Source organism: Leptospira brenneri (assembly GCF_002812125.1).
Classification (GTDB): domain Bacteria; phylum Spirochaetota; class Leptospiria; order Leptospirales; family Leptospiraceae; genus Leptospira_A; species Leptospira_A brenneri.
The window spans coordinates 508,253-523,808 of record NZ_NPDQ01000001.1 but is presented as its reverse complement, the minus strand read 5'-3'; the positions used below and the strand labels follow the sequence as shown (position 1 = coordinate 523,808).

Annotated in this window: 10 protein-coding genes; 8 read left to right on the top strand and 2 right to left on the bottom strand. The window is 38.2% G+C overall.

Features of this window, described 5'->3' with window-relative positions:
- The 3 genes from CH361_RS02575 (at nt 1) to CH361_RS02565 (ending at nt 7,356) form a co-directional block, all read left to right on the top strand.
- A complete protein-coding gene (locus tag CH361_RS02575; protein WP_100789437.1) occupies nt 1–975 on the top strand; it encodes a cysteine synthase A in 975 nt (324 codons plus the stop codon).
- Nucleotides 976–1,185: 210 nt separating this feature from the next.
- Nucleotides 1,186–6,903, top strand: coding sequence for a LamG-like jellyroll fold domain-containing protein (locus tag CH361_RS02570; RefSeq protein ID WP_100789240.1), 5,718 nt, complete (start codon nt 1,186–1,188; stop codon nt 6,901–6,903).
- 36 nt (nt 6,904–6,939) lie between these two features.
- The gene (locus CH361_RS02565) at nt 6,940–7,356 is read left to right on the top strand and encodes a c-type cytochrome (RefSeq protein ID WP_100789239.1); all 417 of its coding nucleotides are present in this window, start codon (nt 6,940–6,942) and stop codon (nt 7,354–7,356) included.
- A 10-nt stretch (nt 7,357–7,366) separates the two neighbouring features.
- Here CH361_RS02565 and CH361_RS02560 read toward each other — a convergent pair whose 3' ends face one another.
- Nucleotides 7,367–8,128 carry a hypothetical protein gene (locus tag CH361_RS02560; protein WP_100789238.1) on the bottom strand — a complete coding sequence of 254 codons (762 nt, stop codon included), beginning with the start codon at nt 8,126–8,128 and terminating at the stop codon, nt 7,367–7,369.
- Nucleotides 8,125–10,089 (bottom strand): acetoacetate--CoA ligase, encoded by a 1,965-nt coding sequence (locus tag CH361_RS02555; protein ID WP_100789237.1) that lies wholly within the window; start codon nt 10,087–10,089, stop codon nt 8,125–8,127. Before CH361_RS02555 ends, CH361_RS02560 begins: the two co-directional genes overlap by 4 nt.
- Here CH361_RS02555 and CH361_RS02550 point away from each other — a divergent pair.
- The 5 genes from CH361_RS02550 to CH361_RS02530 all read left to right on the top strand — a co-directional run bounded on the left by CH361_RS02550 (nt 10,088) and on the right by CH361_RS02530 (nt 15,556).
- Nucleotides 10,088–11,551 carry an MBOAT family O-acyltransferase gene (locus tag CH361_RS02550; RefSeq protein ID WP_244279483.1) on the top strand — a complete coding sequence of 488 codons (1,464 nt, stop codon included), beginning with the start codon at nt 10,088–10,090 and terminating at the stop codon, nt 11,549–11,551. The two genes, CH361_RS02555 and CH361_RS02550, sit on opposite strands and share 2 nt — an antisense overlap.
- Before the next feature lie 9 nt (nt 11,552–11,560).
- Nucleotides 11,561–12,649 (top strand): DUF1574 family protein, encoded by a 1,089-nt coding sequence (locus CH361_RS02545; RefSeq protein WP_100789236.1) that lies wholly within the window; start codon nt 11,561–11,563, stop codon nt 12,647–12,649.
- A gap of 85 nt (nt 12,650–12,734) precedes the next feature.
- On the top strand, nt 12,735–13,049 hold the full coding sequence (locus tag CH361_RS02540) for a hypothetical protein (protein WP_100789435.1): 315 nt from the start codon (nt 12,735–12,737) through the stop codon (nt 13,047–13,049).
- 39 nt (nt 13,050–13,088) lie between these two features.
- Nucleotides 13,089–14,420: a TolC family protein gene (locus CH361_RS02535; protein WP_100789235.1), complete on the top strand. Its 1,332-nt coding sequence runs from the start codon at nt 13,089–13,091 to the stop codon at nt 14,418–14,420.
- Nucleotides 14,417–15,556 carry an efflux RND transporter periplasmic adaptor subunit gene (locus CH361_RS02530; RefSeq protein ID WP_100789234.1) on the top strand — a complete coding sequence of 380 codons (1,140 nt, stop codon included), beginning with the start codon at nt 14,417–14,419 and terminating at the stop codon, nt 15,554–15,556. The genes CH361_RS02535 and CH361_RS02530 overlap by 4 nt, the downstream gene beginning before the upstream one ends.

The window sequence follows — 15,556 nt, the reverse complement described above, 5'->3', positions numbered from 1 at the left end:
ATGAAAACAAATATAAGAAATGGTTTTATTGATACTGTAGGGAACACCCCACTGATTCGCATCAATTCACTCAGTGACGAAACAGGATGTGAAATTTTAGGCAAAGCTGAATTTTTAAATCCAGGTGGTTCTGTCAAAGATAGAGCTGCTTTGTATATCATTGAAGACGCCGAAAAAAAAGGACTCCTGAAAACGGGTGGAACCGTGGTAGAAGGTACAGCAGGGAATACGGGGATTGGTCTCACCCATATTTGTAACGCAAAGGGTTACAAATCGGTGATAGTAATTCCAGAAACCCAATCCAAAGAAAAAATAGAAATGCTACGCACGTTAGGTGCTGATGTGACGCTTGTCCCTGCAGTTCCTTATGCTGATCCTGGAAATTACGTACGTGTCTCTGAACGAATTGCGCTCGAAACTCCCAACTCTCTTTGGGCCAACCAATTCGATAACCTAGCAAATCGGAACGCGCATTTTGAAACCACAGGCCCAGAAATTTGGGAGCAAACCCAAGGGAAAATCGATGTATGGACAGCCTCCCTCGGAACGGGTGGAACCTATGCGGGAACAGGACTTTATTTTAAATCTAAAAATCCCAAGATCAAATGTATCGTGGCCGACCCTTATGGATCTGGAATTTACTCCTTTGTCAAAACAGGACAAATCACCATTGAAGGTTCTTCCATCACCGAAGGAATTGGACAGGGGCGGATCACCAAAAACATGGAAGGGATGCCTGCCGATGATGCCATTCGTATCCATGACAAAGAAGCGCTTCGAATTCTGAACTTAGTTCTTAAAAAAGATGGATTGTTTATGGGAGGAAGTGTGGGAATCAATTTGGCCTCTGCCTACCAAATTGCCAAGGATTTAGGCCCTGGACACACCATAGTCACCGTGTTATGTGACAGTGGAGCAAAATACCAATCGAAGATATTCAACCATGAATTCCTAGTTTCGAAAGGTCTCGTTTGAACCAAACAAAAGTTTGGCCAATTTGGATTCGAAATTAAAACCATCTCTCAAAAAGTAACGGAATGTACGGACTTTTCCGATAATAAAGAGAAACTCTTCCGATCTTAGAAAGAAATTATCTGGACTTTGTAGAAACAAATATTTTAATTTTCGAAAGTAGAAAGAACCACCAAAGAAAGGTTAAAATCCTTTCTTAAATTGTTAGTCCAAATGAACTTTGTCCAAAAAGTAGTTACATACCTTGCCGTATTGCCGCTGTTTGCTTGTCAATTTCCAAGCATCAGTAGATCATTTTTGGAGACATACACAACATTTCGTTTTTTACAGGCTAACACCCTTTCCTATTCTATTTCTTTCCGCGTATCAGGTCTTATGGGAACCGGACTACAGATTGAAAACAACGGTGATGTTGTCGATGTAAGTACTAGTGGAACTTATACCTTTTCTAAAAAAGTCTCATCTGGCTCTCCTTACAATGTAACGGTCAAAACAGCCCCCTCTTCCCCCATCCAGAAATGTATTGTTTCCTCTGGATCTGGAACAGTTCTAAACGGTAATATCGAAGGGATTCAAATTGTTTGTGGAGATGCATTGTATCTCATTTCTGGAACCGTAACAGGACTTTCAGGCAACGGACTACAGATACAAAATATAACTGGAGTCGGCACGGATGTCATCAATGTCAATTCCGCAAATTTCTCTTTGCCACCCATTCCAGCAGGCGAGACTTATAATTTCAGTATTGTAAGCCAACCCACAAGTCCAAGCCAAACTTGCTCCATCACAACGCCAGCCGCTACCTCTGGAACTATGGCCGCAGCCCACATACCAGTAGCGATCAATTGTATTACCAGTTCCTTTGTGGTAAACGCACAAGTAACGGGGATTTTGGGAACACTCACAGCTGGAAACGAACTAAAACTTACGTTAGATGGAACAAACACAATCAACGTTACAACGGACGGAACCTTTCCCTTTCCTGGAACCTTTTTGAGTGGTGGAACCTTTTCGATTGCCATTGATAACCCTGGAGGGACCATCACTACAGGAGTTTGTTCTTTAGCTTCCAGTACAATAACAATTGCCAATGGAACTTATACCATTCCTGTCAATTGTAGCAATGCATTTCAAATCAGTGGAACCGTCTCTAGTCCTGGGGGAACAACAACCAGTATCCTGAGTGGATCGGTAACCTTAGATTTGGTCAATACCGGAGGCACAGCCTTTGCCACCCAACAAATCACTGTGAATGCAGGGGTCACAAATTTTTCTTTCCCTACCACCATTCCTGGTGGTTCCGATTACGAAATTGTTGTTTCCACACCAGCACCTAACCAAGTATGCACGATGACAACAGGAGGAACCCATGCGGGAACCAATTCGAATCAAGGGACTGCCGTACTCAATTGTAGTTTGACTACAGCTTCCTTTTCGCCAACTACAGGTTCTGTTTTTAATGATGATGGAACGGTCACCCTCTCCACTCTCATTCCGGGATCAGAGTATCGTTATACTTTAGGTAATGGCGGACAGGCCGATCCCACTTGTTCCACAGGAACTTCAACCACATCCACAGTTTCCTTAACGAGTAACAACCAAGCAGTCATCAAAGCCATCCATTGCAAAACAGGTTGGGTAACATCAACCGTCACAACTTCCACATATAGTTTGAAAGTGGCAACACCTACTCCTAGTTTAGCGACTGGATCTTTACTCAACTCGAGCCAAACGGTGAGTTTTTCGACAACCACAACGGGAACCACTTGGGTTTGTCAGAATGGAGCTGTAGGAACACCAACAGACCCAGTTTGCGGTGCCACAGCAAATACTTGTTCTACGGGAACATCCGGGAATTATATATTTCCCACTCCAGGTTCTTCTCAAAATGTAAAAGCGAAAATGTGTAAGGTGGATTATCTTGATAGTGATATCCTTACTTTAAATTACCAACCGAATGTGTATACTGTGGGGGGAACGATTAGTACCCTCACCATTCCTTTTGGAGTGAATACTTTTGTTTTACAAAATAATTTAGGGGATGATTTGACCATTGCTGGGAATGGAACCTTTACCTTCAACACTGCCATTCCCACTGGTACCAATTATTCGGTGACTGTACTTTCGGGACCACAAAACCCTTGGCAAACTTGTAACATTACCGATGGAACGGGAACCGTAGGTTCTGCTGCCATCACAAACATTGCCATCGCCTGCACAGTGAATCAATATAGTATGAGTGGGAACATCACAAGCAATGTGGCCCTACCACCAGGTCTGACTGTTACCAATGGAACCGATACCATCAATGTTCCTGATGGTGCCACAACCACTCCAATTTCCTTTACTACACCCATAACTAGTGGATCTAATTATGATATCAGTATCACAGCAGAACCTCCCGGTTATGTCTGTGCGATCCAATCCAATTATTCAGGAACCGTACTTGGAGCCAACATTACCAATGTTGCCGTGAACTGTATCCAAGGATATCGTTATGGAAATCTCATATCGGCGAAAAAACCAGCTCCGATACACATGCATTATTATCGTGGAGTAGTCACCACTTCCGCAGGACAGGCTAGCAGTGGCAGTACAGACGCAACCGGTACTTCGGCCACATTCGGAACTCTCGGTGGAATCACTTTTGATGGAACCAAAGGATACATTGTCGATTCAGGAAATCATAAAATTCGAATTTTTAACCCTACCACAAGTGCCGTGACAACCCTTGTGGGAAATAATAGTGCTGGAAATACGGCAGGGTCAGGAGCGATCAGTGCTTTTAATTTGCCACGAGGTATTGCCACAGATGGTACTTATCTTTATGTAACCGAGTTTACTGGAAACCGAATCAAAAGAGTTTTGATTAGCACAGGTTATACGGAAACAATTGCAGGTGATAATTCAACAGTTTCACCACCAAACGCAAATGTTGATTCTCCAGATCCAACGCTTGCTAGATTTGCCTCTCCTGCAGGACTCAGCGTTGACGGAGAAAATTTGTATTTAGCTGATCGTAATAACGCCGCCATACGCGTGTTCAACTTACGTACTCGTGCAGTCACCACCCTGACTAGCGGAGGGGATTTCAATCAACCAGAAGGACTGACAATTGTCGGGGATTATATTTACACTGCCAATATCAGCGCGCATAATATCTTAAAAACTCATAAGGTGACAGGAGCAACAACCATCTTTGCCGGTAGCTCCACTCTTGGGTTTAGAGATGGAGAGGGAATCAATGCCTCACTCAATGCACCGATGTATATTGCCAATATTGGAAATGTTTTGGTCACCGGAGGGCTCTTTAAACTTAGATCCATCAATCCTTCTGGACTAATCGCTTACTATCCTCTCAATGGATCTGTTCAAAACCAAGTCGGAAACCAAACCATCACCTCCGTGGGAAGCCCTGGATTTGGCCTGGGTCGATTTGGAGAAACTTCTGGTGCTGCTACTACATCCACTGGAAATGCAGGGACGGCACCTTCGCCAACAGGTTCCATCAACAATATCACAATCTCTGCCTGGATCAACTGGGATGGAACTAGTCCCGGGGTTTCCAAAGTCATCGCTTATAATGGAGTCGCCGCTTCCAATGGACACGGACTCTTTATCAATTCCGAAGGTCAATTAGGTCTTATGAGAGGTGGGTATCCTCCTGATCCCGCTAATATAAATATTATCCCTGGATTATGGACTCATGTGGCCATGACGGTTGATACAAATAATGTATATCGAATCTATCACAATGGAAATTTATTTTTTCAAAAACAACTAACAACTAATGCAGCCACAGGGGATTTTTCTATTGGGGTATCCTCTCTTGCAAATTTCTTTCCTGGTAGTATTGCAGACGTCCGTTATTACTCGCGCCTTCTCAATGAAGCAGAAATAGGTGACCTAGCTCGCAGTGCCAATTCTGCTCTCGTAGGAAATTCTTATTCCTCTCGACCGATTGAACTTCTCTTACAGTACGAAATGAACGCTAACTTAGATTCAACGGGGCCAGTGGGAGGAACCCTTGGATTGTATGGAAGTTATTCGGCATTTGCACCAGGTCGTGACCGAAGTTTAAATACAAGTGTTCGATTTTTATCAGGTGACAATGGTTATGTGAATGGTTCAGAAATTGGGTTACCAACAGGAAACCACCCGCGTAGTGTTTGTGTTTGGGTCCATCCAGAAAGATATCCAGTCAATGGAAACGAACATTCACCCATATTTTCCTATGGAACTCCAGTTCCCGGATCTGAATTTATATTATCAATTTATAAAAGTGGGACTGGAGACAATATGATTCGTTACGGTGGGTTAGGTGCTGGAGAGGTGTACACATATTATTCCATCCCACTCAATCGGTGGTCTCACCTCTGTGGAATCTTTGATGGAAACGACGGATATATCTACTTGAATGGTGTAGATATTGCAACCACATTTGGTATTGGTTCTTACGTGAATACAACTCCAAGCACTGGTATTTACGTAGGGAGGATCATGTCGTCTCCAAGCCAATACTTTGCGGGAAAAATCACTGACCTTCGTGTTTATTCAAAAGCCTTAACCAGAAAAGAAGTGAGATTGATGTCTGCGCAAATCCCGGTAGGCCTAGTCGCTCGTTTTGACTTTAATAAAACAATAGAAGATGTGAGTGGGATCGGAAACCAATTCCTGAATACCGGTGTTGGTCTTACTTTCGATCGATTTGGAAATACATCCAGTGCCATTAGTTCCAATGGAACCAATTATCTTTCTGTTTATACTACCAATACCCAATTGCCAAAATCCAACAAACCAAGAACTGTTTGTGTTCATTACAAATCAAACCTCACCGATCCAGGAACAATGGTGAGTTATGGACAAACGAGTACCGATAGTTTGATCTCTCTAGGAACGGCAAACACCGGCAGCAGGTATCTGTTTTCCGGATTTGGAAATGACGTAGAAGGTTTTTACTACAATCATGAAAACGTATGGCACCAACTTTGTGGGGTTTACAACGGACCAGATAATGGTAATTTGGCGATGTTGTACCATAATGGAGTGTTATTAAAAACAGAGATCAAAAACACTTGGAATACTAATATTACTGGTTTTACCATCGGAACTAGAACAGATCTCAGTACTAGTTTTTCTGGTTTGATTGATGATGTTTTGGTCTACAACCGTGCTCTGAGTTCAAATGAAATCCAATCACTTTCCGGTTATGATCCAAGACAAGTGGCCTCTTGGTCTCCTACTTTAGCCTCCAGTAGTTTACGGCTTTATTTAAGTGCCGATAGTTTATCAAACCAAGGAAACGGAACAGCCATAACTACTTGGCATGATCGCAGTGGAAATGCCGCTTCCTTCTTTAACGGAATCTCAGCACCAACTTATAATATGACAGGTTTTAATGGCAAACCTTCTGTTTCCTTTAATGGGGCAAGTACACAATACCTTTACCGAGTTACGGCCTTAGACATTCCTTCCAATAATTCCACTTTCTTTATGGCTTTCAGTAGAACTTCGCTGACCGATGGTACATTATTTGAATCAGCAGCTGACGGAGTTTCTTATAATATCCAAAGCAATCGAGTCCATATGACAAAACCACTCGGAACGGATATTGGTTATAGTAATCCAGTTTTTAATGGAACGCTCATACCTTATTTGATGACGGCAGAACATGTCTCAAACTCCTTATTTGGAATTTTTCTCAATGGCATCCAGTATACGGTTACTTTAAATACAAACCAAACCTTTACACCAAATAATATTTATTTAGGTTCGAATGCTACTGGTTCTTCCAATTTCTTTTCAGGACATATCAGTGAAGTTCTCTATTACAATACAAGTATGACACTTGCGGGAAGAACCATCGTACATTGTTATTTATCTCAAAAATACAATATCAGTTTAGCTGGATCTGGAAACCTTTGCGATTGAGATAGAAGATTACAGTTACTCTTAAAAAAACAATACATGATTCTGTTACAAAACTTCCCTGAAAATCCTTTTCGAATTTTTTACATTTTCTTTTTATTCATTCTAGTTCAAATCTTGATTTCTTGTTCTCCTGAAAATGAAGTGCCCATAAAAGAACCCCCTCCTCCTCCTGCAGTGACAATTCCCTTCCCGGAAGCCATGTATGTCCAAAATGGCTGTGCTTCTTGTCATGGGAGGGAAGGAAATGGACGGGGAACTAGGTCGAGTCTATTATCCAATTCACGAGTTCCCAATTTCCAAGACAAATCGACTTATATTTACGGTTCTAGTAAAGAAGCCATTGCCAAGACCATCCAAAATGGAATTCCTGGAACTTATATGAAAGCATATTCACATATGCGAAAAAAAGAAATTGATGCGGTGGCAAATTACATTCAAAAAATGCAAAAATAAATTGAAAACATCATCTTCCTAAATTCATCAATGTAGTAAACATTTCACAAGCTGTCACAGAACCTAATTCGCAAGAATCGCTTAGTTCACCTAATGCAGTTTCAATCTCTTCCGATTTTTTAGTTTTCAATCGATCAAGTGCAGTTGTTTCCAATTCCTTCGCCTGGGTCACTTGGTCTTCTGGACTTTTCATTTGCCAAGGTGAAGATCTTTTTTCGTGAGATAAACTATTTAAAAATAAACTAATATCTTTTTCGATTTGAGGATACACCGACTCGTAACAAGTAATCAAAATCGTAAATCCAAACTCTTCTTCCGTAGCCGTGATGTAGTGTTGAAGAATTGAATCTTCCATATCTTTAAAACTTCCAAAGATTCCTAAAAACTTAAAATGATTTTCCGTATTGGGAATTTTTTGTAAGGTGAAAGATTTTCGAACATTTGTGATTAAACTTAATTTCCGAGACCCACCATGGAAAAGAACAGGATGAAGAGGAAGTTTGTTTTCTGATTCTTTAAACAGAATCACAAGGGCCGGGATGATTTCTTTTCCCGATTCTTCTTTGATTGGCGGTGTTTTGAAATGATCAAACTTCGTAGTAAATCCATTGGATCTACGTTCGGTTAGATACCACCGCGAAGGAAGATCAAAGGAAATACAATTGGTACGAAAACAAGAACTCCAATGAATCTTATTGGAATCTGCAACTAGACTTCTGGAAACAAAAAAATAAACTACCAAAAACACAAACGGAGTCCAGCAGAATTTCATTCAGACAGTTCCTTTCTGTTTTTAAAAAAATCTAATGAATTTGGATTTGCTAATGCGTTTTTATTTTTCACTTCTAAACCAGCTACCGTTTGTTTTACGGCAATTTCTACTTTTTTACCATTCACAGTATAAGGAATTTCTGGAACCGAAAGAACAAGAGAAGGAACATGTCTTGGAGAAGTTTCTGTTTTTATTTTTTCTTTAATTTTTTTAATTAAACTTTCATCAAGAGTTATACCATCCGCAGTAACAACAAACAAAACCACGCGAACATCATCCTTATATTCTTGGCCAATGATCACACTATCTTTGATTTCTGGGATGGTAGATACCACAGAGTAGATGTCAGCGGTTCCAATACGAACACCACCAGGATTTAAGGTGGCGTCAGAACGGCCATAAATCACCAAACCATCCTCAAGTGTGATGGATGCAAAATCACCATGACACCAAATATTGTCATAAGTTTCAAAATAAGCGGATTTATATTTACTCCCAGAATCATCATTCCAAAAGAAAAGAGGCATTGATGGAAACGGTGTAGGACAAACGAGTTCGCCTTTCTCGTTTTTCACAGACTTACCCATATCATTAAATACTTGTACATCCATTCCCAAACCTTTACACTGAATTTGACCTTCGAACACAGGTAAGTTGGGATTACCCAAAGCAAAACATCCATTCAAATCAGTTCCACCAGAAATGGATGACAATTGAACATCTGTTTTTATATTTTCATATACATAACGAAATCCAGAGTTGGGAAGAGGAGAACCTGTCGAAAGAATCACCTTCAAATCAGATAACGGATACTTTGATTTGACCTGAACCTTTTCTTCTTCTAAAACAGAAAGATATTTTGCACTGGTTCCAAAAACTTGAATGGATTCTTTTTCGGCCATAGACCATAATGTTTCCCAAGATGGATGAAACGGATTTCCATCGAACTGATACAATGTAACTCCCAAAGCCAAAGCAGATTGTGACCAGTTCCACATCATCCAACCACAAGTTGTGTAATAAAAAAACCTGTCTCCTTTAGACAAATTACAATGTAAGGCAAGCTCTTTGGTATGATTGAGCAAAACTCCTCCACCTTGCACAATGCATTTAGGTAGACCCGTAGTTCCCGAGGAAAACATAATATACACTGGATCAGAAAAACGTATGGAAGTATAAGAGAGATTATCAGAAGGATCTGGTAAAGGAATTTCATTATAACGAAATGGAAATTGGATATTACCAAAATCTTTAATAGGTTCTACAAAATCATAAATTAAAGTTTGTTTGAATTCTGATTTTTCTGCATTCTTCAGTTGATTCGATACTTCTTCCAATTTATCTGTAATCGAAATTTTTTTCCCTTTAAACAAGTAAGACTCAACAGAAATTAAAACTTTCGGCTGGATTTGTTCAAAACGATCAAGAATTCCTCTAACTCCAAAGTCGGGAGAAGCACTCGACCAAATAGCACCTAACGAAGTTGTTGCCAACATTCCTATCGTTGCTATGGGAGCATTCGGAACGAGACCAACAACACGATCTCCTTTTTTTACACCAAGTGAGATTAGATGTTTTTGTAATTTTAAAACTTCCGCTTTGAGTTCCGAATATTTTAACCTTTGAATTTGCCCATCTTCCGAATAAAAGACCAAAGCGAAGTTATCTGGATTTCCGACTTCGAGTAAATTTTCAGCAAAATTATACAAAGCACCAGGGAACCAATGAGTCTTTGAAAAATGGGTTCCACGATCTAAGGTTCTTTCTGGTTCACTGTGTAACTTAAATCCAGAATAAGACAACCATTCTTTCCAAAAGGATTGATACTCGACGACTGAAAATTCATGCAAAGAAACATAATCAGAAAATGATTTTGTAAACTTAGATTCTAGATGTCCTAAAAAACGGGATAAGTTTGTATCTTTTGTTTGAGGTGTCCAAAGTTTATTTTGAGTCGCCATGAGGACTGATCTTCCAGGATTTGATTTTAGAGGCAAGTATGATTATGTAAAATGGCTGGTAGAAAAAAATATCGAAGAAATTCTAGGGAAAATGCTGTTCAATTCCATTGACTATCTTTACTTTTTTATCGCTTGTTATTCTATTTATTGGATTCTACCTTCTCGGTTTCGCAAATACGTTCTAATCATTTTTTCACTTTTATTCTACGGATATTGGAGTGGATCGTTCTTAATTCATTTTGTTTTCTTTATTGTTCTCTCCCATTTTTGTGTTTTAGGAATTTTAAAAACTAGAAAAAAAATATACTTATACCTTGGTGTTGGTCTCAACCTCCTTAACCTCTGTTTTTTTAAGTATATTTTGACCTACCTTCAATACTTAACTAAGGAAGGTGAATTAACAATACCTATCTTACAATCTCTATCCGAATTTGTTTTACCACTTGCGATTAGTTTTTATACATTTCAGATGATTGCATACATTGTAGATGCATGGCGCGGGAAATTCACCGAATCTCCGTTTATGAATTTCCTTTTATTCATTTTATTTTTTCCACAACTCATTGCGGGCCCAATCATGCGCCATGATGATTTTTATGGGCAAATTGATAATGCAAAACTTAATTTGGATTTTGTACAAAGAGGCATCCTTCATATCATCTCAGGACTTGTAAAAAAAGTTCTAATTGCCGATCAACTTGCAAAAATCATCAACCCAGTTTATATGAATCCAAGCGAGTATGATGGGATTTCTATTTTACTAACAACGATTGCTTTTTCTTTCCAAGTGTATGGAGATTTTTCTGGATATACAGACCTAGCAAGAGGTTCTGCATTTCTGTTAGGTTATGAAATTCCTGAAAACTTCAGATCTCCATTTTTATCAATAAGTTTCAGCGAATTGTGGTCTAGATGGCATTACACCCTATCCACATGGATTCGCGATTATCTGTACATTCCGTTAGGTGGAAATAGGGTTTCAGAAATAAGGTATAATATCAACACGATCATTGTTATGTCTTTATCTGGTTTATGGCATGGGAATACTTATACATTTTTTTTATGGGGATTTTTTCATGGAATATTTTTATCAGTAGAACGAATTGCTTTCGGAAAACCAGACAGAAAGTCAATGGGTTTTGGAAAAAAGATTTTGGCCGTTATCTGGGTTTTTGTAATTTTTTCTATCCTTGCTACTTTTTTCCGAATTGATTCTTTGAATAAAATTTATATATTTTGGACTTCCGCACTGAATACAACAGGTAAATTTATTTATCGTCCTGATTTTTGGGGATTGTTAGTTGTCAGTTATTTATTGCAAGCTTTAGAATTCAAAAATTATTTTTCAAACAAACTGATGCCTTATGTGAATTGGATCATTCCTATCCTTGTTTTTTTAGTTTATTTTGCAGTCATCAAAATCGAATCACCTGTAGAAACTTTTATTTACTTCCAATTTTAAAGAGAACTTATGAAAAATATTCGCATTATTTTGATTCCCTTCTTACTTTTACTCCTCGTTATATTAGTGGATAAGTTAATTTGTATTCCTGATGTAAGAGAAAGTGGTCGGCGAAGTTACAAAGCCGGACAGAACTTGATTTTGGGTATGCCTGAAATTTGGGAGGAAAACAAAACAACTCAAAAAAAAGGCAACCGAGTTGCGGTTGTTACAGGAACGTCTCGTTCGGAACTTTTTCATGAATGGGCAGAAATACCAGTAACAAAATCAATTTTAAAAGAACCAATTTATTTTGAAACAAGAACAGCAGTGAAAGCATCAGAATTTCTTTTGTATTACTTGATTATAAAATCTATGACGGACTCAGGATTCAAACCAGACGTTGTATTTTTAGAATTTTCGGAAGAAATGTTTAACGAAAACAATGTGTACACATATAAAACAAAGTGGGCCGAACTTATGTTACACGAAGATGAACTCTTGGACATATATGATGCAATGAACCCACAATTTAAAAGAGATATTATCGCTCGCCTTCTTTTTTTAGGTTATAACTATCACTTTAATCCAATCCTTGCAGTCAAAAATCTTATCTCGGGTAAACGTGTTGCAAACGACAATTATTTCATTGGATTATCTTCCGTGATGAATGCAAAACGACCTTTTACACCAGATCGTATTGGGTTTCATTCCGATAATTTTCCAGAAAATGAATACCAAGCAAGAATTGTGGGTTATGCGGAATCACGAAGAGAACTCTTTTTAAATCATTATCAGCTTTCAAATCCAGAAGTTAATTTCTTTCGCAAAATCATCGACCACGCAGAAAAACATAATATTCCTATGGTCATTTGGGAACCTCAAATCCACCCTTACTTCCAAGACATAAGACGAAAAATCACAGGTGGAGAACTTTATCAAAAAAATATTCAAAAGTTTATTGATCCAAATTCCAAAAATATCCGGTACATCAGTCTAAATGAAGGAAATACAAACTGCCAGACCTACGTTGATTGTAGCCATGTTTCCCCAATTTGTGTTCCAGAAATTGCAGATAAGTTATTGCAAACGGCAAAGGAAATTCCAAACTTTAAATAATCTTATGAAGTTAAACCAGAAAAAAACCAATATATGGAGGAAATTTTTTCTATTTAGCTTTCTATTTCTATTTTCTACCAATTTTATGTACCAACGCATTGTGGACAATGAAGTCAATTGTGGACTTATTGGCTCCCCTGAAAGTGGTTGTCCCTATGCATTTTTAGACCACGCATCAGACATCAATCCAGGGCATGAGTTAGACGAAGATGGCGAACATACAGACCATGTTTGTTTTTCTTGTCCTTGTAATTTAATTGTATCTTGTTCTTGGGATTTATACCTCTCCCATATACTCATCCAACTTCACAAAGTTTATATTTATCAACCTGAACTTTTGATTCCAAAACTAGTTACGATAAACGTCTTTTTTCGACCACCTAAACATAACCTTACTTAGCTGATTCGCAATTATTTGCGAAACCACTTTGGAGGTTTTATGAATTTTACTTTTTTTCCCAAACAGTGGAATGTACTTCTATTTTGTTTGGTTTCTATCTATATCCATGTTTTACCAATTCATGGAGAGTCCAGTAATCTTTCTGCAAATGTTTGTCAGAAAGATCATTCTATACTCGAACTCAGTCGATGTATTGTAAACAAACACCCCGATTACCGAATCGAGGAAATCAAACTAAAAGAAATTTCGGGAAGGAAAAAAATAGCCTCTTACTATTTCCCTGCCAATCCAGTTTTTAATAGTTATCTTGCCACCAGAAAAGGAGAATCTTCAGGTTCGGTTTTCCAAGCAGAGCCTAATTCTGCACATAACTTCCAAGTGATGGTCAATCAAGAGATTTTTACTAATGGTAAAAGAGAAATTGCAGTTCAAATTGCTGACGAAGAATTTAAGGCACAAGTATTTCGATTAGAATCCGTTAGGCGGTCATTGGAATTCGAAGCTGTAAAAAAAATTACACGACTTCGATACCTCCAACTAGAAGAAGAAAATAATCTTAGCAGTTTAAATCTTGTCAAAGAACTCAAAATCATTTCAAAAGCAAGGGTAAACGAAGGGCTCTCACCAGGAATCGATGAATCCTTATCAGAATCTGAAGAAATACGAATCTTTAGAATCTGGAATCAAATCCATCGACTTTTGGAAAATTCAAAATCAGAATTAGAAGTGTTACTCGGCTTTACACTAGATAAAGAAACGATTCAAATACAAAACTGGATTTTACCAAAGGATCTTCCTAAAGAAAAAACGGAATTAATTCAAATGGCGATGCGATTACGTCCAGAGCTAATGTTATCGGAAAAGGAAATAGAATTAGCCCTTCTCCGTCAAAATGAAGTAAGACGACAGAAAATTCCCAACGTGACCTTAGGTGCTTTTGCACAGAATGATGGATTTAACGAGAAAGTTGTTGGAGGGATGGTAAGTTTCCCCATGACCATTTGGAGAGATTACGAAGGGGAAACAATAATTGCTTCTGCAAAAATTGATAACTCAAAAGAACTAAAAGAATCCGTTTCAAGAAACATCAAACAAGAAGTATTGTTTGCCGTGACCAACTACCTAACACTTTCGGAAGAAATAAAACTCTATGATAAGGTTAGAATGGAACGAGCTGAATTAGATTTAAAAAATCTGCAAGAAGCAATTCGTTTTGGAAAAATTAAAATCATAGATGCAATCAACCAACAGAGAATTCTTTTACAAACAAAATTAAATTACCTGAACACAAAAACAGAGTTTGAATTATCTCAAATTGAGCTGGTTCGTGTTCTCGGCTTACCTAGCGACACATTGGAAACCAAACCATGAAAAAACAAAACCTTATCCTACTTACATCCATCTTATTCATTTCCATTGCCATATACTTTTGGAAATTGAATCAATCGAAAGACAATGTTGAATCATCACCAGAATCGAAAGAGATTGTTAAACTGTCTTTAGAAAATCGAAAAAATTTAAACTTAGAAACAGAAGTGATCCAAACTGAATCGATTCAAACTAAAATAGAATTGATTGGAGAAACGGAAGCAGTTCCCGATGCAATCATCGATGTTCCTACCAGAATTTCAGGTCGCATCACTTCTGTTTTTTTTGTTGAAGGCGATTATATAAAAAAAGGGCAGAAATTGGCAACAATTGATTCTCCTGAACTTGCAAAACTTAGGTCATCCTATCTTGTTGCAAAATCAAAATTTACCGCAGCAGAACAAAACTTAGTTAGAATTCAATCTTTAGTAAAAATGAATCTAGCAGCAAAACAAGAGTTTATTGATGCTGAAGCAAATTTTAAAGTAGTTGAATCTGAAAAAAATGCCGCTGAAGAAAATTTACGAGCAAATGGACTTGGTATAGATAATTCCGCATCTGGTGTATACACCGTGATTGCTCCTAGATCAGGTCTTGCTCTTTCCAGAAATGCAGTTCCAGGTTCTATGGTTTTGGGTAATCAAATCCTTACAACTATTGCCGAACTATCTGAACTCTGGTTCCAAGCCAAAATTTTTGAAAACGATTTAAAATATCTTTCGGAAGGTGATTCTGGCAAAATTATTTTGAATGCCTATCCTGACTTGGAATTTGACGGAACACTGGAACATATTGGTGAAAAGGTAGACCCTGAATCTAGAACAGTCCATGCAAGGGTTGTTTTTAAAAATAAAAATCGTAAAGCAAAAATTGGACTCTTTGGAAAAGCGATTCTAATGGTAAACAAAAGAAATGGAATTCAAATTCCAGAAGAGTCGATTCAATCTTACCAAGATCGAAAATTTATATTTTTAGAATCCAAACCAAACGAATTTCATTGGATAGAAATCAAAACAGGAAGTACTAACGACGGCAAAGTAGAAGTTCTTTCAGGTACACAACCAGGAGATCTTGTTGTAACAAAAGCTGCCTTCGAACTAAAAGCCATTTTATTCAAATCAACATTTGGTGGTGAGTGA